The organism is Granulicella sibirica (assembly GCF_004115155.1).
In the GTDB taxonomy this organism is placed as follows: domain Bacteria; phylum Acidobacteriota; class Terriglobia; order Terriglobales; family Acidobacteriaceae; genus Edaphobacter; species Edaphobacter sibiricus.
Window position 1 is genome coordinate 183,478 of record NZ_RDSM01000005.1, and the last position, 21,467, is coordinate 204,944.

The 21,467-nt window shown below is 59.4% G+C and carries 9 protein-coding genes and 2 pseudogenes; 5 read left to right on the top strand and 6 right to left on the bottom strand.

Translation table 11 applies throughout. The features are described from left to right. Positions 1 to 56 precede the first annotated feature (56 nt). Positions 57 to 3,296, bottom strand: a complete 3,240-nt coding sequence (locus tag GRAN_RS23245; RefSeq protein ID WP_128915460.1) for a TonB-dependent receptor — start codon at positions 3,294 to 3,296, stop codon at positions 57 to 59. Positions 3,297 to 3,568: 272 nt separating this feature from the next. After that, a complete protein-coding gene (locus tag GRAN_RS23250; RefSeq protein ID WP_128915461.1) occupies positions 3,569 to 5,107 on the bottom strand; it encodes an IS3 family transposase in 1,539 nt (512 codons plus the stop codon). 72 nt (positions 5,108 to 5,179) lie between these two features. On the opposite strand from GRAN_RS23250, the pseudogene GRAN_RS23255 reads away from it, so the two are divergent. Next, positions 5,180 to 6,466 (top strand): annotated as a pseudogene (locus GRAN_RS23255) (ISNCY family transposase); the annotation flags it as partial. A 293-nt stretch (positions 6,467 to 6,759) separates the two neighbouring features. On the opposite strand, the gene GRAN_RS23260 reads toward GRAN_RS23255, so the two are convergent. Genes GRAN_RS23260 through GRAN_RS23270 form a run of 3 tightly spaced genes read right to left on the bottom strand, consistent with a single transcriptional unit; the run spans position 6,760 to position 12,016 of the window. Continuing rightward, positions 6,760 to 10,140: a CHAT domain-containing protein gene (locus GRAN_RS23260; RefSeq protein ID WP_128915463.1), complete on the bottom strand. Its 3,381-nt coding sequence runs from the start codon at positions 10,138 to 10,140 to the stop codon at positions 6,760 to 6,762. A gap of 32 nt (positions 10,141 to 10,172) precedes the next feature. After that, positions 10,173 to 10,700 (bottom strand): hypothetical protein, encoded by a 528-nt coding sequence (locus tag GRAN_RS23265; protein WP_128915464.1) that lies wholly within the window; start codon positions 10,698 to 10,700, stop codon positions 10,173 to 10,175. An 8-nt stretch (positions 10,701 to 10,708) separates the two neighbouring features. Further along, positions 10,709 to 12,016: a clostripain-related cysteine peptidase gene (locus GRAN_RS23270; RefSeq protein WP_128915465.1), complete on the bottom strand. Its 1,308-nt coding sequence runs from the start codon at positions 12,014 to 12,016 to the stop codon at positions 10,709 to 10,711. A gap of 418 nt (positions 12,017 to 12,434) precedes the next feature. Between GRAN_RS23270 and GRAN_RS23275 the strand changes: the two genes are divergently transcribed. From GRAN_RS23275 to GRAN_RS23290, 4 genes are all read left to right on the top strand, one after another. Further along, positions 12,435 to 12,989: an RNA polymerase sigma factor gene (locus GRAN_RS23275; protein ID WP_128915466.1), complete on the top strand. Its 555-nt coding sequence runs from the start codon at positions 12,435 to 12,437 to the stop codon at positions 12,987 to 12,989. 34 nt (positions 12,990 to 13,023) lie between these two features. Further along, positions 13,024 to 13,986 (top strand): hypothetical protein, encoded by a 963-nt coding sequence (locus GRAN_RS23280; protein WP_128915467.1) that lies wholly within the window; start codon positions 13,024 to 13,026, stop codon positions 13,984 to 13,986. 182 nt (positions 13,987 to 14,168) lie between these two features. Continuing rightward, positions 14,169 to 16,277: a hypothetical protein gene (locus tag GRAN_RS23285; protein WP_128915468.1), complete on the top strand. Its 2,109-nt coding sequence runs from the start codon at positions 14,169 to 14,171 to the stop codon at positions 16,275 to 16,277. Between the two features lie 141 nt (positions 16,278 to 16,418). Further along, positions 16,419 to 21,041: a patatin-like phospholipase family protein gene (locus GRAN_RS23290; protein ID WP_206662837.1), complete on the top strand. Its 4,623-nt coding sequence runs from the start codon at positions 16,419 to 16,421 to the stop codon at positions 21,039 to 21,041. Positions 21,042 to 21,266: 225 nt separating this feature from the next. Here the strand turns inward: GRAN_RS23290 and GRAN_RS25645 are convergent. Then, a pseudogene (locus GRAN_RS25645) lies at positions 21,267 to 21,467 on the bottom strand (hypothetical protein); the annotation flags it as partial.

Sequence of the window (21,467 nt, forward strand, 5' to 3'; positions counted from 1 at the left end):
ACCCTGCAATGAAAGCAGAATACACCGGGCTCGCTTCGTGTGGGCAGTTTGCAGCGTTAGAAGCTGACCTTGAAAGCGAACTGAATGTTGCGCGGCTCGCCCGCTCCCAGACCGGGGGCAGAGGAGGAGTTACGTGTTGCGGACAAGACACCGAAGGCCGAAGACGTCAGCGTGCCGCTGGGGTTGGCAAAGTTCGCCTGGTTTGCGATGTTGAAGATCTCAGCACGAAGTTCTGTGTTGATATGCTCCGTAATCGGTGTGCGTTTGAAGAACGACAGGTCGACGTCACCGAAGCCTGGTCCCTGGACGCTATCGCGTCGCTCGTTCCCGAAGGTGCCGCTGGACGGCGCGGACCATGCCGCCTTGTTCAGGTACGAGTACGAACGCGAGGTGGCGGTCGACGTGGTGACGCGAGATACATATGGAATCACGCCGCCGTTGCGGTTCGGACGATCACGGCTTGCCTCACCCGATCCACTGGTGTTGGTTCCGACGAGGATGTTGATTGGCGTCCCACCTGCGAACGAGTAGAGAGCGTTCACCTGGTAGCCCTGCGTGAGACGAGGAGCGCGGCTGGTAAAGTGCGGAAGAGCGTAGCTGGCGAAGCCAGACACATTGTTGCGAACGTCAAAGGTCGACAGACCCCAGTCCTGGCGAAGGTTCAGGGTGTTCATGGGAGTGGTGGCACTCGAGGAATCATCCAGAGACTTCGACCATGTGTAGTACAGCGTAGCCGAGACACCATGCCACTGAGCCTGCTTCAGCGAGAACTGCAGGGAGTTGTAATTTGATGTTGCGCCACTGTTCACCTGGTTGATGGCGGTCAGGTAAGGATACTGTGATGCATAAGGACGAACCCGGGCTGCTGCGGTTGTTGTCACGGGGATCTGGTTGAGATCCGCAACATACGCCAGACGGCGTCCGACACTGCCGACGTAGGCAACGGTCACGAGCATGTTCTTCGCGAACTGCTGCTCGATGTTCAGGTTGTAGTTCTGCATGTAGGCAGCGCGGTAGTTGGGATTGATGGCAAGGATCCCGAGGGATGTAGTGGGTTGACCGTTCGCACCGAAGCTCACGCCGGCCGGGAAGGACGAGGTGCCAAGGGTGTACGTGCTGCTGGATACGTTGATGGCTGCATTGGCGTCTCCAGGAGAGCCGAAAATACCGGCACTTGCGCCATTTCCGACACTGTTATAAACGAACTGGCCCACCGTCGGCTGATCGAAGAACCACCCGAAGTTACCGCGGACGACCGTTGCAGGGGAATCCCGGAACGGCGTGAAGGCGAAGCCCACACGCGGTGCGACGTTGCCCGTGTTCCTCGCGTACAGCGGAGCCTTGAAATAGCCGCGCTGTGGGGTGAAGTTGTAGATCGAGTTACGATCGTCATTCACCACACCGGGGTAACTCCAACGCGCGCCATAGTTCAATGTCAGGCGCTTGTTGACCTCGAAGTTGTCTGCGGCATAGGCATCGAACGTGTTGACGATATACACGCGCTGCGGATTATTACGCAGAATCTGTGCGCCGGCCGTTACGCTCGTCTGCCCAATCAGGAAGTCAGCAACCTGCTTGCCAGTGGAGCAGTTCGCTCCTGTAGCAGAGGCGTTGCCGGTGTCGAGACCCGCCGCCGCGCAGTCCGCGTTGGTCCAGCCCCCGCGGGTACCATCAAACGTGAACGTCCCACGGCCATTGACGAAGTAAGCCACGTTGAGGTTCGCACGACGATACTCGCCACCAAACTTGAGGTCATGGTGGCCCAGCGTGTAGTGCATCTGGTCGGTCACGTGACCGGTAACATCCTGACGACCCAGTGGGGCGGTTGCGCCTGTGTAATCAAACGAACCGATCGCGAACTTCGGTGCGCCGTGCGCCAACTGGCCCGTCAGGCCAAGCGGCAGGCCGTTGCCCTGCACGTCGAAGCTCTGGTTCCGGTCGTTGAAGACCTGCAGGAAGGACGAGGCGGCAAAGGTGACCTGATTCAAGAATTTGTTGCTGAAGGTGCTGGTCTGGACGATTGAGACATTGTGAATGTGCATCGGCGCGGTTTCAAAGTAGTCCGCGAAGTGCGAACCCACATCTGCCGATTGAGCCCCTGTTGTACCGAGATAGCGCACCGAGATCGTGTACTTATCGCTGAAATTGTGATCCAGCTTAATGATGCCGTTATAACTGTTGTAGGTATTGACGCCGTTGGACTGGTACTGGTTCAGGTAACCGGTCGTTGCGCGGCTGACTGCCGGGAACAGCAGGGCGTACATGTTCGTGGAAACGGTATTGACTGCCGAGCCATGATTAGCCAGCATTAGTTTTCCGGCGTTGATCCACGTGTCGTTCAGAACCGTGTCGGCAAGGCTGTTGTTTGCCTGGGCGATCTGCACTTCGCCAGCGAGAAAGAAGAACGTCTTGTCCTTGAAGATGGGCCCGCCCAAGGTAAATCCACCCTGGTGGTTACGAATTTCTGGAATTCGGCTGCCCTTGGCTACCGACGGGCTGAGCCATGCGAAGAGTTCGTTACGGTCATAGTAGAAGACGTCACCGTGGAAGTGGTTGGTTCCGCCCTTGATGACCATGTTGCTGTTCGCACCGCCATTTCGGCCCGTATCCGCCTCGCCTGCCGCTTGCAGGGAGAACTGATCGATTGCCTCGATCGGGATAAGGCCTCCGGCTATCCCTGCGATACCGCCCTGGTTCGAAGCAACTGCATTCGACCACGGGTCATTGTTGTCCGCTCCGTCGATTTGGAAGTTCACGCCGGCAGTACGCGAGCCGTTCACTGTGTTGCTGTAGGGGCTAACGCCAGGGGCTAGCTTGATCATCTGGGTGAAGTTACGGCCGTTCAGAGGGATTTCCTGCACAGACTTGGAGTCGACAACGGCGACCAGCGAGCTAGTAGTGGTATCGACTGTGACCCCAGCAGCCTCGACGTTCACAACGGTCGACTCGGAACCAACCGAGAGCGAAATCTGCTGATGGTTCACCTTGGAAACTTCGATAGCAATGTTGTCGAGGCTCTTCGCGGAGAAACCGGGCGCAACGACCAAAAGCTTGTACGTGCCCACGGATAGCTCGGGAAAGCTAAAGTCACCCGAGCCATTTGTTTTGCCGGCTAATACCTCGTTCGTGGATGGGTTGGTCAACTGGACTGTTGCATTCGGGATCGCGCTGGCCGAAGCGTCCAAAATTGTTCCGGTAAGCGATCCGCGGAAGGTTTGAGCCCCAGCGATCGTAGATCCGATCAGAACCGCCGTTGCGGCAAGTGAAAAACGTGTTGGTCTCGAAAGAAAGCTCATGCTGCTCCTCGCTGCCTTTCCGGATGCAAAGATGCCACCGCAATTGCGGTACACCACGACCCTGACGCGTTTAGTAGCGCGTAAGGTCCTGCCTCAAGACGGCAAAACTTCAAAGTTGTTGTAATGCTTGAACTGTACCGCATTGCGCTAATCGGAACAATGGCATTTGATGGGTTCGGGGAACGTCTGATAATGAGGATTACGTATAGCCGAGGTGTAGGAGCAAAGCAATAATGTCGTAAGTGGGGGTGCGGACGAAAAGTTGGACTTGTTTATGCTGCAAGTCCTAGTTTCTCCCGATATTCGAGAGGGCTGAGTGAGCCAAGTGAGATCTTGATCCGCTTTTCGTTATACCAGCGGATATAAGCGTCAACTTCCTTGATGAATTGCTCGATGCTCGTAGTCTTCCAGTTCCGAGAGTAGAAGAACTCCGTTTTTAGTCGCCCGAAGAAGCCTTCGCAGGCTGCGTTATCGGGGGTACAGCCTTTACGCGACATCGAGCGGACGAGGCCTGCATCGCTTATGCGTGTCAGCCACCCAGGCCAGCGATAATGAGCACCGCGATCGGAGTGGATCACAGGTCGGCTGTCACGATTGGCCATCGTCTCGATGGCAGCATCCAGCATGGTGTTCACGAACTCGGCGTCTGGACGCATGCCGATCGACCAGCTGATCACCAACCCATCAAAGCAGTCGATGATCGGCGATAGATATACCCTGCCGGCTGAGATCTGGAACTCGGTGATGTCGGTGAGCCACTTCTCATTCGGGGCTGCGGCCCGAAAGTCGCGGTTGATGAGGTTCTCTGGAGCAGGGCTGATTTCTCCCAGGTAAGATCCGTAGCGACGGCGTCTCGCAGTGGAAACTGCCAGACCTTCCTGTTTCATCAGACGCCGCAAGACTTTCTCTGAGAGAGAAATATTCCGTCTAACCAGGGCCGCTCGCATCCGGCGATAGCCGTAACAGGAGTGATTCCCTTTGAATATCTCGGTAATGACATCACGCAGGCCGGCATACTTCTCCGCGACTTGTAGTCGTGCCCGGTGATAAAAGTAGGAACTGCGGGCGAGTCCCAGGGCACCGAAGAGTTGCGACAGCGGGTAAGTTTGTCTCAGGGCATCAACCAACAACGTCTTTTCCCGGTTGGTCAGCAGATGCAGGTCGATGCCCAGATCTTTTTTTAGTAATTCATTGGCTTTCTTCAAGAGGTCGTATTCCAGCTGCAACTGCTGGATATCGCGCTGGAGAGATTCGATTTGCCCTTCCAGGGCTGTCCGCTCAGAAGCAAGCGGTGGGTCGTTGTGGCGTTTCATCGTTGTGGGAACCTCACGACCGAGCAGCTCATTCTTCCAGTTGTACAACGTGGGCCTGCTCACGCCTACCCTTTGAGCAATGACGCGTGCACTCTCCTGTCGCATGCACAGCTCGATGACTGCAGCCTCTTTCGTCTCTCGAGGCTGAGGGAGAGCTCCGACTTTTCCAACAATGCGTTTTCTGGCTTCGGGCCGCTGCTCATCGACCCACCCTGCCAGCGTCCCGCGCCCGGGATATGCGAGAGATTTCGAGGTCCAGGCCAGACACTGACCATGATTCAGATAGTGATCCACGGCCGCTTGCTTCTCCTCAGCCGAATACTTCGGCCTCAAACGCACATAGCCCGCGGGTAAATCATGACCTCGTTGGTATTGCTTATGCCATCTGTTTAGAGCCCTGGTTGTCGGGTAACCCAGCTGACGGACGGTAGCTGCGCCGCGTTTGCCGAGCTCTACATAGAGACGAACCGCCCGAATGCGATCTTCGTAGGAATACATGGACTACCTCCAAAGAGTCCAACTTTTCGTCCGCACCCCCGTCGGGCTCATTAGAACTGTCAGGTTCTAAGGATGGCATGGATTTCTATGAGCGAGCGCGATCTAAGACGGATCGAAGTGCTGAGTGACGTGCGGGCTGGGCGTCGGACGGTGGCTGCGGCAGCAGCCGTGCTCGCGATCAGCGCGCGCCAGGCGTTTCGGCTGCTGGCCCGGTACGAGGCCGACGGCGGCAGCGGGCTGATCCACAAGGCGCGTGGAAGGATATCGAACCGGAGTCACAACGAAGGCATCCGGAACTACGCGGTCGAGCTAGTCAAGACCAGGTATGCGGACTTTGGGCCGACGCTGGCGACCGAGGTACTGCTGGATAAGCATCAGCTCCGGATCGGTAAGGAGACGCTGCGGCGATGGATGATGGCCGAAGGTCTCTGGCTGTCGCGAACGCAACGAAGAACCTTCCACCAGCCGCGGCTCAGGCGTGAGAGCTATGGTGAACTGGTCCAGATCGATGGCAGTGATCACCGCTGGTTCGAGCAGCGTGGCGAGCCCTGCACGCTGCTGGTCTTCATCGACGACGCCACGAGCAAGCTGACGCAGCTTCGGTTCGTGCCAAGCGAGAGCACGGACTCCTACTTCGAGGCGCTACAAGGCTATCTGCAGGTGCACGGCTGCCCTGTTGCGTTCTACTCGGACAAGCACACGGTCTTCCGCGTAAACAAGCCAGATGCGAAGGGCGGCCAGGGCATGACGCAGTTCGGCCGCGCACTGGCAGAGCTCAACATCGAGATCCTGTGCGCGAACTCCAGCCAGGCCAAGGGCCGTGTGGAGCGAGCCAACCGCACCCTGCAGGATCGGCTGGTGAAGGAGCTTCGGCTGGCGAACAGTAGCGACATGGCTGCGGGCAACGAGTTCCTGCCAGGGTTCCTAGAGCGGTTCAACGAGAAGTTCGCGCTTGCCCCAGCAAGGACCGAGAACCTGCACCGAAGGCTCAACGTGCAGGCTTCCCAGCTGACCGACATCCTGTGCCATCGCGAGCTGCGTCATGTGAGCCAGCAGCTCAGCCTGGCTTACGATCGCAGGCAGATCCTGCTGGAGCGCAGTGAGCTTGCCGACAAGCTGCCTGGCCAGTATGTCGAGGTCTACGACTTCGCCGATCGACCGCCCGAGGTGCGCTGGAAAGGCCACTTGCTTCCCTACGGGGTCTTCAGCAGAGACCAGCGGGTGAGCCATACGGCAACGATCGAGAATAAGCGTCTGAGTCATGCGTTGACGATCGTCAGGGCGCAGCAGGAACTCAAGCGTCCGACTACGGTGCTGACCAGCAGCGCCAAGGGTGGGTACATGAAGCGCGGGCGGAAGCTCTATGGGCCAGACTATGTCGAAAAACCGCCAGCGCCCAAAGCTGTGGAAATATGCAAAATCGCCAAGTGCGGCGATTTCACACATTCCCACAGCACGACGGCTACGGCTCTATACTGACATTTCTAACGCGCTAGCCACCCTGTCATTTCTAATGAGCTACAACATTGGGTATTACCGCCCAAGTAGAAGTGTCACCTCTCCGCCAAGTTGAAATGTCTGAAAGGCATGGGCTTGGTAAGGATGAGTGCTCGGGAGCCGCAGGAACTAACTGGAAGTTGTTTACCGGAAATTCAACGTTCGGCCCGTAGAGCGGATAGAGGCGTCTGAGTTTGCGTTCCCATCAAGGGAGTCGCGACAACCACTTTATCCCGGAACGCATGAGGGCCGATTGAGCCTGATGCTGTCAACTCGAAGGCGGCCCAATAGTACGGGGCTGCTGTCTCGGGTCTGCGCGATACGGCTAATTGTGTCTCACGCAGAGCTGCCGCAGCATTACCGCCGTTCTTGATCAGACTTTCATAAAAACCGATCATCAACGCACTGGACCGTTTGTCATCAATGCTCCAAAGCGTAGAAATCACCTCTTTTGCTCCAGCCTGCATGAATGCGTAGCTTAGGCCCATCGCCCCTTCCCCACCTAGGAACTCTCCAGCGGCGGAGTCGCACGCACTCAGCACGATCAATTCCGCAGATATATCTAGCTCCGCGATATCGGGGGCTTTCAGGAAGCCGAAGCGCGGGCTTCCGTCTGGTCGAAGAAGCGAGAAGACCAGCCCCGAAAACTCGGGCATCGTATCGTCGTAGACACCGTGCGTCGCAAGGTGCCATATACGGTAGTCCCGCATGGCGGGACTGAGCACGGTGTCTAAACTCGCATCGAAACCCTGCGCCAGGAATACACGGTTAGCTCCGGCTGTCCTTTCAACCGTCTTCTGGATGGCACTAGCTTCGTACCCGGCGTTCATGATCCTAGACAGTGCCGCCGCCGTTGGCCCTTGCCCCGTAGGCAGCCCCTGCCCCGCAAGGCCTGACGCCCGTGGATCGGCAAAGTCGAAGACCGGGTCGGCGACGATCGCAACCTCACCTTGATAAACTCTGCCTGCCGGGGCCGCATTTTCAGACAGAAAGACCGAGAGCGAAGGGGTCAGCACTATTTCGTGATCAGCGACAAGAGGTCTGGACTCCGCAGCTTTCGAGCAGCCTTCGCCGGGAAGAGCTGCGAACGGCAGTGTCGCCAGAGCACCGTCGGGAACAATCACCATCCGTGCCGCGTGGACTGAGCTTGGCAGCAAAGCGCATGACAAACGAGCTGAAAGAAGTTGGAATCTTCGGTCGGCGCTGCTCCCTGCTTTTACCCCGGGCACCCTCAGCGCGGCCCGCCACATGCTCGCCATTCGCTCAAGATCTGCCCGCGGCGCCAAGCCATAACTCTTCATTTCTCCCGCCTCGATCACCCACAGGTAGCTCCGCTCGGAGCCGAGCGAATACTCCAAGAACGCCGTGCCGGTGGTGGCGCTTGCACTGCCGATCGCGGCGGCGGAGAGCGTCGGCGCGGGAGAGGGCGTATCCCGCGCCAGCGAGAGCATCCCATCCTCGCTCCGCTCAAGATCTGCCAATGCCTGCGCCATCTCCACGGAGTTCAATTCTAGCTTTCGCTTCGCGTTATCCTCTCCCATAAGCCTCAACCGGTGATCGAAGGCGGTCTCCACCGCGGCCTTTGCCTGCACATGCCGAGTTTCGGCCGCGACCCGCTGGCGGCCCTGTAGGCTGTCTCTCGCGCTCAGCACATCCAAGAGGCTCCGCGCCCTGCTCCGCTCACTTGCCTCCAGCCCACGAGCACCGCCCTCGTCAGCTGAGCGCACTATGGACGCTCGCATCGCTAGATCGATCGCCAGCTCGTAACATTTACGCTCCGCCGCAAAGTAAGAGGCCTGCAGCGTGCTACTGCCCACCTGGCGGCGCGTACCCTCGATTGCTTCCAGGGCAGGTAGCAACGCATCCTCGGCCTCGCTGAACTGTCCGGCACTCGCATACCAACGCGCGACCGCGTACCGCGCCTCAAGCAGATTGCCCGGCGATGCGACCCCCTTGCTCACCGATTCAGCTCGTCGAAACTCTGCCAGAGCCCCCGCCCGGTCTCCCTGCCGCTCTTTGATCTCGCCAATCTGAATATGCTCCACCGACTCGTATCTTGGATCCTGGACGCTCCGCGCATAGCGTGCCGCGAGCTGCAACTCTTCGAGTGCAAGCTTATTGTTGCCCACTGTACGCTCCGCCATCCCAAGGTCGCAGAGAACGTCTCCGGTGAAAGCCGCGTCATGGAACTCACGCGCAAAGACGAGTGAGAGCCGGCACTCCGCAACCGCCTGCGCCGCCTCATGCAAGGTAAGGTCGATCTCGCAAAGGTTGTTGTGGCTCAGCATCAAGCCGTACCGGATGCCCGCTCTGCCGTACACCCTCTCCGCCTTTTGAAAGTAGATCTGAGCCAGCTTCGGCTTGTTCAGCTCCTGGTATCGCGTCCCGATATTGATCAGATTCGACGCCCACCCCATCGAGTTCCCGGAGCTCTGAATCAAAGGGTCGAGCTTCGAAAACGTCGTCAAGGCAGAGTAAGAATCTCCATCCAGGCTGATCGCTTCCGCAACCTCAACCACCGCATCAAGCGCACCTCTCGGATCGCCCGCATCACGAAAAAAGGCTTCAGATTCGTTCAGTTCGCTCCTTCCGCGCCCGATTCTCTCGTAATACTCTTCAACCCAAGCTCTCCATCGCATCTCGAGAGCGAGGGTCTCCGGGTCCCCGGCCCTTACCGCCGCGGCATGCGCCCTCTCTTCGACCTCCTCCATCTTCGGATTGCGTAACCAGAAAGCGAGCCCTGCCTGATCGGTCCGCGCCATCGCAATCAACGACAAATCGTCCGTCTTCTCTGCGAGCTGCACCTCCTCAGCGACATAAGCCCCCGCCGGCTTGCCGTCGTACTGATCGAACAGCACACGCGCCGCAAGATGCAGCAGCCACGCACGAAGTGGAGCATCGTTTCCAGCCAGACGCAGCGCCCTCAACAACGTTCGCTTTGCGTCTCCGTAACGGCTGAGTTCGATCTGCGACTCCCCCTCGCCTCCTAGCGCCAGCGCCTCCCCGTAGCCGTCCCCCGCCAGCGACCACCTCTGCGCCGCCTGCTGGAACAGATCGATGGCCTGTACGAGATCGCTCGCCCGCACTGAACGGTGCATCGTCTGCGCCGCGTTGAAGTCGGGAGCGGCAGACGCGCGATCCGGCGTCGAGGGTCCTGAAGACGAGACGCGGGCGACACGCACCCGCACCTCGACGAGCGACTCGTTCGCGTCTTCTAACTCCACGTCGAGCGGGCCGGAGAGAGCAGGGGGGAGCGGGAGCACAACCCATCCGAAGGTGGAGGTGCGTCCGGAGACGAACTCCCTGTCATCGGTGCCGGTGACGCGGTAGCGGAGATCGGGTGCAGACGCGTCGAGGAGGAGATCCTCCGCGCTGGAGTTGAAGGAGCTGAGGCAAAGGGTGACGCGATGCCCTGGCTGGGTGACGACCGGGCGGCCCTCGCCAGGGCCAAGGTTCGACAGGACAGCGGGGCACTCTCCGGTGCAAGCCGCTGGACAGAACAGGGAGAGAAGGCACGAGATGAAGAATAAGCGCATGGTACGACAATCCGTTGTTCGCCCCCGGCGGGTTAGGTGCTCGCAGTTTTTTTCGCTGCGGTCGTTTTTTTCGCTGACTTTTTCGCTGCGGCTGCCTCGAAGGCCGCCGTCCTTTGAGCGAAATCCTGCCTCTCTTGAAGAAAGGTTTCCTTGTCTTTGGCGAACGCCTCCTTCTCTTTGGCCAAAGCTTGCTCCGCTAGTTCGAAAGGACTAGGATCCGCCGATCGTTCGCCAAAGATGACGTCGAAGTCAGGCGCTTGCGACTGCGGTCCATTTCCAGGAGTTATCTGCGGGTTTGGAGGTATGTCGGGAGGATAGGGCGCTGGCTTAACACAGAAAGCCGTCGCCGGCCACTTCACGTTCACGGTCAACTCCGTCTCGCCTACCACTCCAACGTGCTCCACGTAGGCGCGGATGACGACTCCTGCTCTGCCCGGGCTCACGCAGACGGATGGGTCATCGTTCTGCGGGGCATTCGCGCTGCCGGTTGCGCCGCGTCCCTGAGGGCCGCCGACGCCCTTGCCTTTCGCCTGGCTCTCCGTCTCCGATACACCAAACATTGATCCCCCTAACTTTGTGTTACTCGCAAGAGCTCGTGCAGAAAGCGATCCCACGCCGTGGCGATGGCAAACCTTGTTTGGGAATAGCCACGAGCCAGGTATCGTTTCGACCGGTCCTGCTGCTCATACTGCACGCCCGGAAACTGGATCCACGGCGGAAACCAGATAGAAATACCACGCGACTGCGCTATCCTTCGTCCGGAGAGGCTGGGTGCAAAGGCCGCCAAGTCGACCACGCCGCCCATGCTGGTCCCGTCTCCCTGAAGTTTGCCTTCCACGGCTTCCGAGACATCACTGGCGGCGCTCTTCAGACGGGCATCTCCCGGAGGGAGCGCTTTCTCCAGATTTCTACAGAACGACGAGAGGTCGATCATGCCATCCGGGAGAAAGGTCACGTCGTTATACCAGGCCTGCGCCACGGCTCTGCGGATGTCATGCCTCTTGATCTCCGCCGTGAGAACCTCGGCGAACGCGCTCATCGCGGCTTCCAGTTTTCCGAAGTTCGTTAAGTCGCAGACCGAGAGCTCTACGTAACTGTCATAGCTGTTGGGAGAGCCGACCGTCAGCCCGATGAAGCTCTTCACCGCGCTGACCGCGAGGTCGCGAGGTCCAGTTACGGCGGTTGTCACAAATTTCTGAAGGGCCGGACGGGTCAGCCACGATTGAAAGGGCAGTTCGGTCTCCGCAGCAACGACATACTGGGTCACGTCCTGTAACTCGCTCAGAACTTCCGCCATGGCCATGTTGCAGCAGTCCAGCCCGACGATCTGCACGGGCTTGCCCCCGTTGAACTGCCGCGTATAGTCCCGGATCGCCTTGGCAAAGTCGCGGTTATTGAGCACCGACTTATGCGTGTCGTCATACAGCAGCTTGAGTTCGTTTCCCGTGTCGCCCGGGAAGGCGGTCGCCGCCCGCTTTGTCTTCGCTCGCGGATCATAGTCATCGAGCGCGTAACCGTGCCCCCAGAAGATAAGGGCGATGTTGTCCGCCGGGCAGTTTCTCGTCGACCATGCGAAGAAGTCCCGAACGGTGTCAATGGCCGCTGAATTGACGTTCGAACGGAAACGGTCCGGAAGCACCGGCCACCGCGCAGCTTTCTCCGGCGGCTCGGGAACGATGTAGTACTCGGTTCTTCGCTCCGGCAGGTCGATCATCGCGGTGAACTTGATGGTCTTCGTGGAACCAACCGAAATCAAGGTTTGCAGCGTCTCCCGTGCCGCGGCAGTCATCGCAGGAATCGGTACATCCGCCGCGAAGTACACATACACGCCCCACGTGCCGTTTCCAACAAGCTCGGGGCTATTTCCGTGAGCCATAGGCTTTCGATCTCTGCTCGGAAGTTAGATTGTGAAATGTGAAAATCCCAGGGGGCCGAATAGCTGAAAATCTAAATTCGACAATTCAATCAACGAAGATCAGATGCACCAGAAGGCAAGCCGCCAAGTATCGCTCTTAGACGAACTTCGCATCTGCCGCATTCTATTCAGAAGATACAATAACTCAGGAAAGGTCTTTCACGAACAAATTTCGTTCCTCCACTGTACTCACTCCGTTCGCCTATCTCTCGGCACCTAATTTTTATGGACACCCACCGCGCACAATGCCAGAATACCTCTGTCCGCCCTTCCCCTGCCTTACGACTAACTAATTTGCTATCTCATCGATCGAAACGGGCTCCTCATATATAGATTGCGCAGATAGGATTGGAGGATTGGCATCGTAACTTCAGACGGGATGAAAACCCTTCTGCGCTGGCTCGCGCGCGGCGAAGGCGACGGGGCTGCGCAATACGAGCAGCTACGTAGAAAACTCATCCTCGTCTTTCGCTACCGCGGTTGCTCCGTGCCGGAAGACCTCGCGGACATCACCATGGACCGGACCTCTCTGGCAATCGGCAAAGCAGGTTTTTCTTTTCAGGGCGAGCCTGTCGTCTATCTTCGCGGAGTCGCTCGCAATGTCTATCGCGAGTGGCGTCGAAGCGAAAGTCGCATGCCCGTTGGACCCATCCCCGAAGGGCATCTGGAAATTCCTGCGCCATCCCTCGCCGCGGGCGCCGTACAAGAACTCCTCTCGTCTTGTCTCGAGCGCTGTCTTGACAACCTGATCCCCGCCGAGCGATCCATTCTCCTTCGCTACTACTCTAGTGACAAACGCGCTAAGATCGACGGCCGCAAAGCCCTCTCGCAGGAGCTCGGTGTCGCCCTCAACGCTCTTCGGATCAAAGTCTTCCGCCTTCGGAACGCAACCCACCGATGCGTCGAAATATGCACCGCCAAAAGCGAAATATAATGGGCTGGAAAGACACAGTGTTTAAGAGGCCCGATTGAACCTCTTACCGGAAAACACGTACCGGCGTTTTCTGCTCGGCATGGCGAACGAGCAGGAGGAAGCCGACGTCGAAGAGTCGATCATAACCGGCAGCGCCGACGCCTCCCGCCTCCAGCGCCTTGGAGAGGACCTGCATCGCCTTGAGGATGAGTTGATCGACGATCATCTTCTCGGCGCGCTCTCCCAGGAGCAAGAGGACGGCTTCATCAACCACTTCCTCGTAACCGAAGACCGCAGAAAGAGAACCGAGTTTGCCGAAAGCCTGATTCTCTATGCCAGAAGCCAGGCCGAATATCCGCCCACGACCGCCCACGCTCCATACCCTATCGATACCAGGCGAGGCAACGATAGCTGGAGGCGGGGCGCGAACATCTGGAAAGGCGCGGCTCTGGCCGCCACCGCAGCCTCGGTTCTGCTCGCCGCGGCCCTCGTTCATGTGCGGACAAGGCTCAGCCAACAGATTCAGATCGCCGCGTCAAACCAGTCGGAGCTGGCCCGTCTTCAGGCCGTCCTCACCTCCGCCTCGCCGGCGGAGAACACGCTGCGCAGCCCCGAAGCGGCGCGCGGCGTGGAAGAAGTCAACAAACCGTCAGCGGTCACCACGCCCGACCCGCATCCCGAGGCGGTACAGACGGCCTTCCTTACCCTGCCCGCCATCACCCGCGATGCTCGCAACGTACCCCGGCTTCGCCTTCGCAGCAATGTCCGCGTCGTGCGCATCGAGTTCATCATCGAGCCGCTCTTCGCCACCACCCAGTACTCCCTTGCGATCGTCAGCTCCGAGGGACGCCATCTCTGGACAAGCAGCCTTTCAAGACCGAAACTCGCGTCGTCGGCCCCGGCGAGGATCGCCGTTCCAGCTTCCATCTTCTCCCAAGGCCCGTACCACCTCCAGGTGCAAGATGAGAATGATCCCCAGAGCTTCAAAGACTACAGCTTCTACGTAAGCCGCTCGTAGCTTCCACGCCCGCGCGGTCCTGCCCTCCGGTCTTTCCGGTAAGCCCCAAAAAAACTGCGTTCGCCGAGTAATGGATCGGCCCCTTCGGACATAACAGCGCAGACGTGTCTGTATCTCTGATCTGTTGGAGAGCACGCCTCCCCGGGGCCCCGATCTCATTATCCAGATGGAGGTATACGCAGATGCACAGCCGCTCCCGCTCTCTTCTCGTCGTATTGGTTTTTCTCTTGAGCTTTGCGCCTGCGTTCGCAGCCGCCGCCAAGGCCGCCCCGGCGGAAAACTCAAGCAACAGCATCAAATTGACCGCTACCACGACTAAAAACGTGAGCGACTGTATCCACGTCGAAGCCGTCCTGCTCGCCGAAAAGCTCGCTGCCATGCAGTTCGGCGGCTTCGTCGGAAAGCACTATGCCGTCGTCAAGACCACCGTCTCGAACAAATGTGACAACCAGCAATTCATTCTGCACGACATCTATTTCGACTACAGAGACTGGGCGCTTAGCGGCGTCTTGAATAAGCAGGATACTCAGACCACCGCCAAAGCATCCGGAACCCAGAAGGACCCGGCAGCAGCTACAAAGGACACCGCAGCCTCTGCGAGGGATGCTAACACTGTCGCAAAGAAAACAAATCGGCAGGCAGCCGGCAAACAGCAGGACGATAACGGAACCGCCAGCACCGAATCCGGCAAGGTAGCCACCGTCGGAGCGCTGGACGTGGAAGTACAGGACGAGGCCGATGCCGTCTGGTCCGTCCGCAACAGCATGATCAAGGGTCTTACGCTCGCAGGCCAGGTGGCGACAGGGTATGCCTTCCTGGTAAGCGGCGAGGCCTCCAAGGGCATCAACGCCTACAACAGCGCCTTCGTCCAGAACCTGACCAATGCCTGGCCTGACCGCCGCATCGACCAGGAGAAAAATATTCTCTCCTTCGGTTATCGCACAGACCGCACCACCGCCGTCGCAAAAGATGACCACGGGTCCTACTACGCCTTCTTTCCCCTCGAGACCTTCCTCTATCCCACGCTCAACAAGCTTTTTCTGAGGGACCCAGCGATCTTCCTAAGCTCCCCCGAGGCGCTTCTCAATGCGTGGTTGCAACCCGTCAGTAAATCGCGTACAAATAAGGACCTTCAACCGGTCATCGACATGCTGCTCGATCTCGCCGACGCAGTCGATAGGCGGGCAGCAAACATCACTGGTTACCAACCACCACCGGTCGACATCGAAACCGATCCAAAGAGGAAGATCGCCAACCTTCTGACGGACATCGGCTCGCCTCTGGAGGAGGTTTGTGACGCTGCCGAGACCGAGCCATCTCCTCATAACAAATACCTGTGCCTCAAATACCGCGGCGAGAAAAACCTCTTCCAGCATGCAAGCCTGAACTCTGTCAAAATCGCCGTTCGCGGCATCATGACAGTTGCCACCAACGCTGTTCCCCCAATCATCGACAAGGTCGTCTTCGACAACGAGAAGACGGGTGCGGCTCTTTGGACGTTGTCCACCCCGTCCGATGGCACTCCTGTCGCCTCGCCCCCCGGCTGCACCTTGACCGACGCTCCTAAGACCCTCACCGCCACCGTAACCGGAAAGTTCCTCACCGCCGGAACTCCCGCCATCACCTCCATCACTCTGGCCGACGGCACGACCGCAGATACGGACTGCTACATCGGCAAGATCATTGCCGATCCGCTCAAGTCTGGAGATGGCAGCATCCCCTTCAGCGTCCAGTTACTCCAGACGCTCGAGAGCGGAGCCAAACTCTCGTTCCAGGTCACCCGCACCGTCGATCCCTCGGACGAACCAGGTGGCGGCGACAGCGGCAGCGCAAATAAACAGCTCACGAGTTCGACTTACGACTACACGCTCCAGTTTGAACCCGGAGCACCGCAGCTCACCGCCGTCGCCATCGACAAGGATACCGACCCCGCTAGCTGGAAACCCGGAGCCACACTCACCGGCGAGGTCACCGGAACCAACCTCACCGGTGCCACACTCACCGCAACCGCCCTTCCGCCCGATGGCAAATCCGTCACCCTCTCGCCAACCACAACCACCTCATCCCCCGCCAAGCTTACCTTCTCCCTCACCCTCCCAGCGCAGGCGATCCCAGCCGGCTCGCAGCTCACCTTCATCGCGAACCACGCCTCCGCCACCGGTGCGAAACTCACCAGCAACTCCAGCCGGTACTCCGTTCCCAAAACCGCCACAACCCCCACCACGTCTTCAAACTCCACCTCAAAGATCACAACCAGGAAACCCGCCGCCCCCAAACCAAAGCACCAGTAGCCCCCCCACCGGCCCGTTCCTCACCCCCACTCCCACGGCGGAGGGTGAGGGACGGCCCTTCCTGCAACCGGCCTGCCTCCGCTAGCATGGGTCACCTCTTTTCTGAAGCGGTCGAACCTGGAGTCGTCGTTGAGTACACACATGCCAAAGAACAATCTGCTGCACCAACTCGGAATGAACGACCACTTCGAAATCCTCGATACCCTCGCTCGGACCCCGATCGGCGAGCTCCGCCGCATCCTGCACCCTCACGACGAGGTCGGGTTCCGCTCTGGCGACGATCGCTCGTATCTCGACCTGCGCCGCAGGCTCGACGAGGCCCTTGATGCTCTCACCCTCCTCGAGATCGGCCTCCAGCTCGGTCTTTACGATACCGCCGTCCTCGACACACTCATTCCCCCAGGCTTCCGTCTTCTGGTCGAGGGCGAAGCTCGCGAGGCCCTTCTCCGCTATGCCGGAGCCTATCTCTACTTCGGCGTCCGCATGCTCGCCGGCAGGCTCGTTGAGAAGGAGGGCGGCATCGACTGGCCCGCTGTGCGCCTCGCCCGCCGCGGTCCCCAGCCGTGCACCCGCTCCGCGCCCAACCAGCCGCCGCCTCCTGCCAGCGAGACAAACCCACGCTTCTTCCACATCGCAACCCCGCCCACCCCCGCCCACGAAAGCGTTTCAGATGCCGATGCCCTAGCCCTCCGCTCCGCACAGTTCCTTCGATTCTTAGAACTGCAGCGCGGAGTCTGGAAAGAGGCCCTCCAGTTCCTCGACGACTTCCACGAAGACCCGGCCGCTGCCGAGGGCCACGCCTCGGGGGAGTCCGCGCAGTACGAGCTCTGGCTTCGCGGCCTCATCACTGAGGAGTGGCAGAAGTACGATCCCTCCATTCCAACCACCGCCGAGCAGGACCATGCAAGGGCTAGGGCGCGGACCGAAGCTGAGAATCAGCATCGGCGCTTCGACCGCATCACCAAAGGCTTGACCGAATGGCTCGACGCGCGCGTCAGTTTTTATCTGCCCTCATGGCATAGCCTCTCTCCCCTTCAGAGGAAGCAGGCCCGCGGCACCGACGCCCTCCGTGTCCAGGATCCCGTCGCAGCGCGCTTCGCCCTTGCCGATATCTACTGGATCGCCCGCCTCCTCCGCGCCGAAGTCTCCGGCAAGGCGTCCGTAACATACGCGCGAGCGCCATGGACTCAGCTCCTTCGCTTCCATGCCACCCTGCACGCCGACGATGATCTCGCCGAACGGCTTCGCGATCAGCAGGAGATCATTCGCTCCATCTTTGACTTTGTCTGCGATCTCGCCCAGAACGCCGTCGCCATCAGTGAAGAGGTCGAGCTCGCCGCGCTCATTCCGGAGATGTACAACGGCACCGCCAACCAGGCGCCCCGAACCTGGCCCTGGAGGCCCGTCTTTAATGAGGAACTCACCCTCCTCGAGCAGCAGAGGAAGCGCCGCGCCTACATGGACTTAGTCCCACCACCGCCCGACACGCCTCCATGCCGGTGCAAGCAGTCCCCCTGGGCCCAGCGCCTCATCACCGGGGTCGAGCCCCACAACCGCGTGGGACTCGCCTTCTCGGGAGGAGGCGTCCGCAGCGCAAGCTTCAATCTCGGCGTGCTTCAGGGCCTCCAAGGCTTCGATCTCCTCCGCCAGGTCGACTATATCTCCACCGTCTCCGGCGGAGGCTTCATCGGAGCATGGCTGGTCGGAAACGTACAGCGCACCCGCCATTGGCTCGGCAAAACAACCTGCTGGGACGAGTCCGTCACCCACCTCCGCGCTTACTCCAGCTATCTCGCCCCCATCACCGGCATCCTCAGCGCGGATACCTGGGTCCTCGCCGCTAGTTGGATCCGCAATACCTTCCTCGTACAGCTCTCTGGCCTCGTTACCCTCTTCACCTTGCTGCTCTTAGTCCTCGCCGCCCGCATGGGCTTCGTGTCTCTCGCTACCTTGCGGGGAGGCATGCTGGACCGTGCCGGCTCCGTCGTAGGTCTTCTTGGCCTGCTTGTCATGTTTGGGATCATTCGTAACTTCATCTGGAACAGAACGGAGAACGGTAAGGATCCACGCGCCAGCCATCGCCTTCTTTTGTACCTCGTCCTCCCCGCCTGGCTCGGATCCTTTCTCCTCTCGGCCATCCTCTGGGCGGAGGCTCACGACATCGATTGGCTGGCGAGCTTCGGGACTCTTCAGTACTCCCACATCCTAGTTGGGTCGCCCAAGCTCCTACGGTGGATCACCGTCGGCGACCTCGTCTTCATGTCCATTATCGCCTGGTTCGCCCTCAAGCCGACCGTCCCCACCGCATTCGTCGATGCGCCCGGCAGCGAGTCCATGAGTCCCGCCGACGCCAACAAGATTCCCCAGGACGCCGCCGCGCACAAGCAGGCCGCCGTCGAGGTCAGAAAGGCTGAGATACACAACGCCCAGGCCGGGCACGAGAGCGGCGACGCCTGCCCCGCCACGCCCACTCAGACCCGCCTTGAGCTCGTATGGGCAAGAATCAAGCTTCACATCGTGGACGCGCGCCCCATCCGCCGCCGCCTCTGGCGCTCCGCCTGGATCAGCATCCTGTGCGCCATCGTCCTCTATCTCGTGCTCTGTGCCATCCTCTTCCTCTTCCTCAACTTAATATCGAAGCCGGACCTTCTCGCCATGGACTCCTTCGCCTTCGTCTTCGGTCCTGCGCTTGTGCTCACCGCATTCACTCTCAGCGTCGTCCTCTACATCGGCCTCTCCGGCCGCGTCTCGAACGAGCCGCAGCGCGAGTGGTGGACCCGTTATGGAGCATGGCTCACCATCTTCGCCACCGTCGGACTCGGTCTCTCCGCCGCGGCCGTCCTCGGGCCGGAGCTCATCCTATGGCTTGCGAAAAAATCCGGCGGGCAAACCTATGACTGGAAGAGCATCCTAACAGGACTCGGCAGCGTCATCACAACCATCGGAGGCGGTCTTTTCGCCGGAAAGAGCAGCAAGACAACCGGTGGAGAGGGAACCGGCAAAAAGTTCTGGCTCGAGCTCTGCGCCAAAATCGGAGCCCTCGTCTTCATCCTCAGCTTTAGTATCGGAGCCGCATTCGTCCTCTATCTCCTCCTCGTCAAACTGGCCACCAACGACGTAGCGGGCAACTACTGGAAGACCCTCGACGATCTCTCGACCGGACCGTTCTTTCCCCTCAAATGTACGTTTCACCTTACGCAGTGGACGTTTCCCGCGGGACGGATCTTCGCGCTCATTCTTCTCGTCGCTGCCTTCCTCACCTGGCTCTTCTCGAAGTACTTCGACATTAACCTGTTCGGCCTCAGCCAGTTCTATCGCAACCGGCTCGTCCGTTGCTATCTCGGAGCCACACGCTGGGCGCCCGGGGTGCGCCGGCCCCATCCCTTCACCAAGTTCGACTTCGACGATGACATCTTCCTCAGCGATCTCAAGAACGACTTCCGCGGACCCTTCCCCATCTTCAACTGCACCCTTAACCTAACCGGAAGCACCGACCTCTCCATCCGCAGCCGCCACAGCGCCTCCTTCTCTCTCACACCCCTGCGCTGCGGAGCCGACCGCCCCAGGGTCGGTTACGCTCCCACCGGCCTCAGCCGTCCTGACCAGCAGGCACCATCCTTCGCCGGAGGCGTCCTCCTCGGCCAGGCCGTCGCCATCTCCGGAGCCGCCGTAAGCTCCAACATGGGCTACAACACCTCGCCCCTCGTCGCCCTCCTCCTCACCATGTTCAACGTCCGCCTCGGATGGTGGTTCCCGAACCCCGGCCAATCCCGTTGGATGGAAAAGCTCCTGCCAACTAGCTTCTTCTATCTGGTCAAGGAGCTGTTCGGCATCGCAAGCGATGATCGAAAGTTCCTCGACATCTCAGACGGCGGGCACTTTGAAAATCTAGGTGTCTACGAGCTCATCCGCAGGCGCTGCAAGGTCATCATTGCAAGCGACGCCGAATGCGATGAAGACCTCGAGTTCGGGGGGCTCGGAAACCTCGTCCGCATCTGTGCTACGGATTTCGGAGCCATCATCGACATCGATGTCAAAGCGATTCGGGAGCGGAAGGAGGGCCGCAGCCTAGAGCACTGCACCGTCGGCAAGATCAAGTACAGCAACGGAAGCATCGGCTATCTTCTCTATCTCAAGGCCTCCGTCACCGGAGACGAAGACATCGGGATCGCCCAGTATCGCTCCGCGCATCCATCTTTTCCTCACGAGGCCACCTCCGATCAGTTCTTCACCGAGGGCCAGTTCGAGAGCTATCGCAAGCTCGGCCTCCACATCGTGCGCTACGCTCTCCGTGGAACGGCTCCCGGAGCAAACCCGCTCGAGATCGCGGAAAGGCTCAGTGATGTCTTCGCTCCCAAGACAGTCTCGAACGACGCATTCCTCCGCCACACCCAGACCATGCAGAACCTATGGTCCGAGTGCGCGAACACAGTCGCCCTGCAAGCCTTCGCCACCGAACTGATGACAACTCACCAGGCCCAGGTTCCGCGGGCCGGATCTTTCGTCATCCTCCATGACGACGAACTCTGCATGGCCCTCAAGTTCATCCAGCTGATGGAAGATGTCTTTCTCGACCTGCGGCTGGACGACTACTGGGATCATCCCGACAACCGCGGCTGGGCCATCATGTTCATGCGCTGGGCGCGCAGCCCCCGCTTTCAGCGTGCTTGGATCCAGACCCGCCGAACCTTCGGCATCCGCTTCGAATATTTTTGCGAAGCCCGCCTCGGCTTGACGCGGGATATTCCCATAGTCCGCATTTAGTAGCGGAAGACAACTTCACATGGAAGAGAGTGTTACGTTCCATCAAGTCTACGCATGACCGAAGACGAACCATGGCGAGGATGAGCAGAACCTCTACATAGTGAAGGAATTTACCGCGAAGCGCAGTGGTGATAGAGAGCGGAAGGAAGATGGGGCCGAACGAAACGGCTCTGTTGCGAATTTTCGCGCCCTGACTTGGGCTCGAGTTCTCTCTGATCTCGCAATTTAAGCTGTCTTTGTTTCAAGACCTTCGCTGATGAGCTTGACAGCCTCTGCGAGCGCAGAAGCTCCGATGCCGAACGCACGTTCGATCATTTGTGCCTCGCCGCAGATGTCGCGGGTGAAGTTGAAGGCGATCGCTTGCCCCTTGCGCAAGGCTCGCATCACTTCAAAGGGCTCTGTTGCATTAAGTGGCTGAGTCGCAGT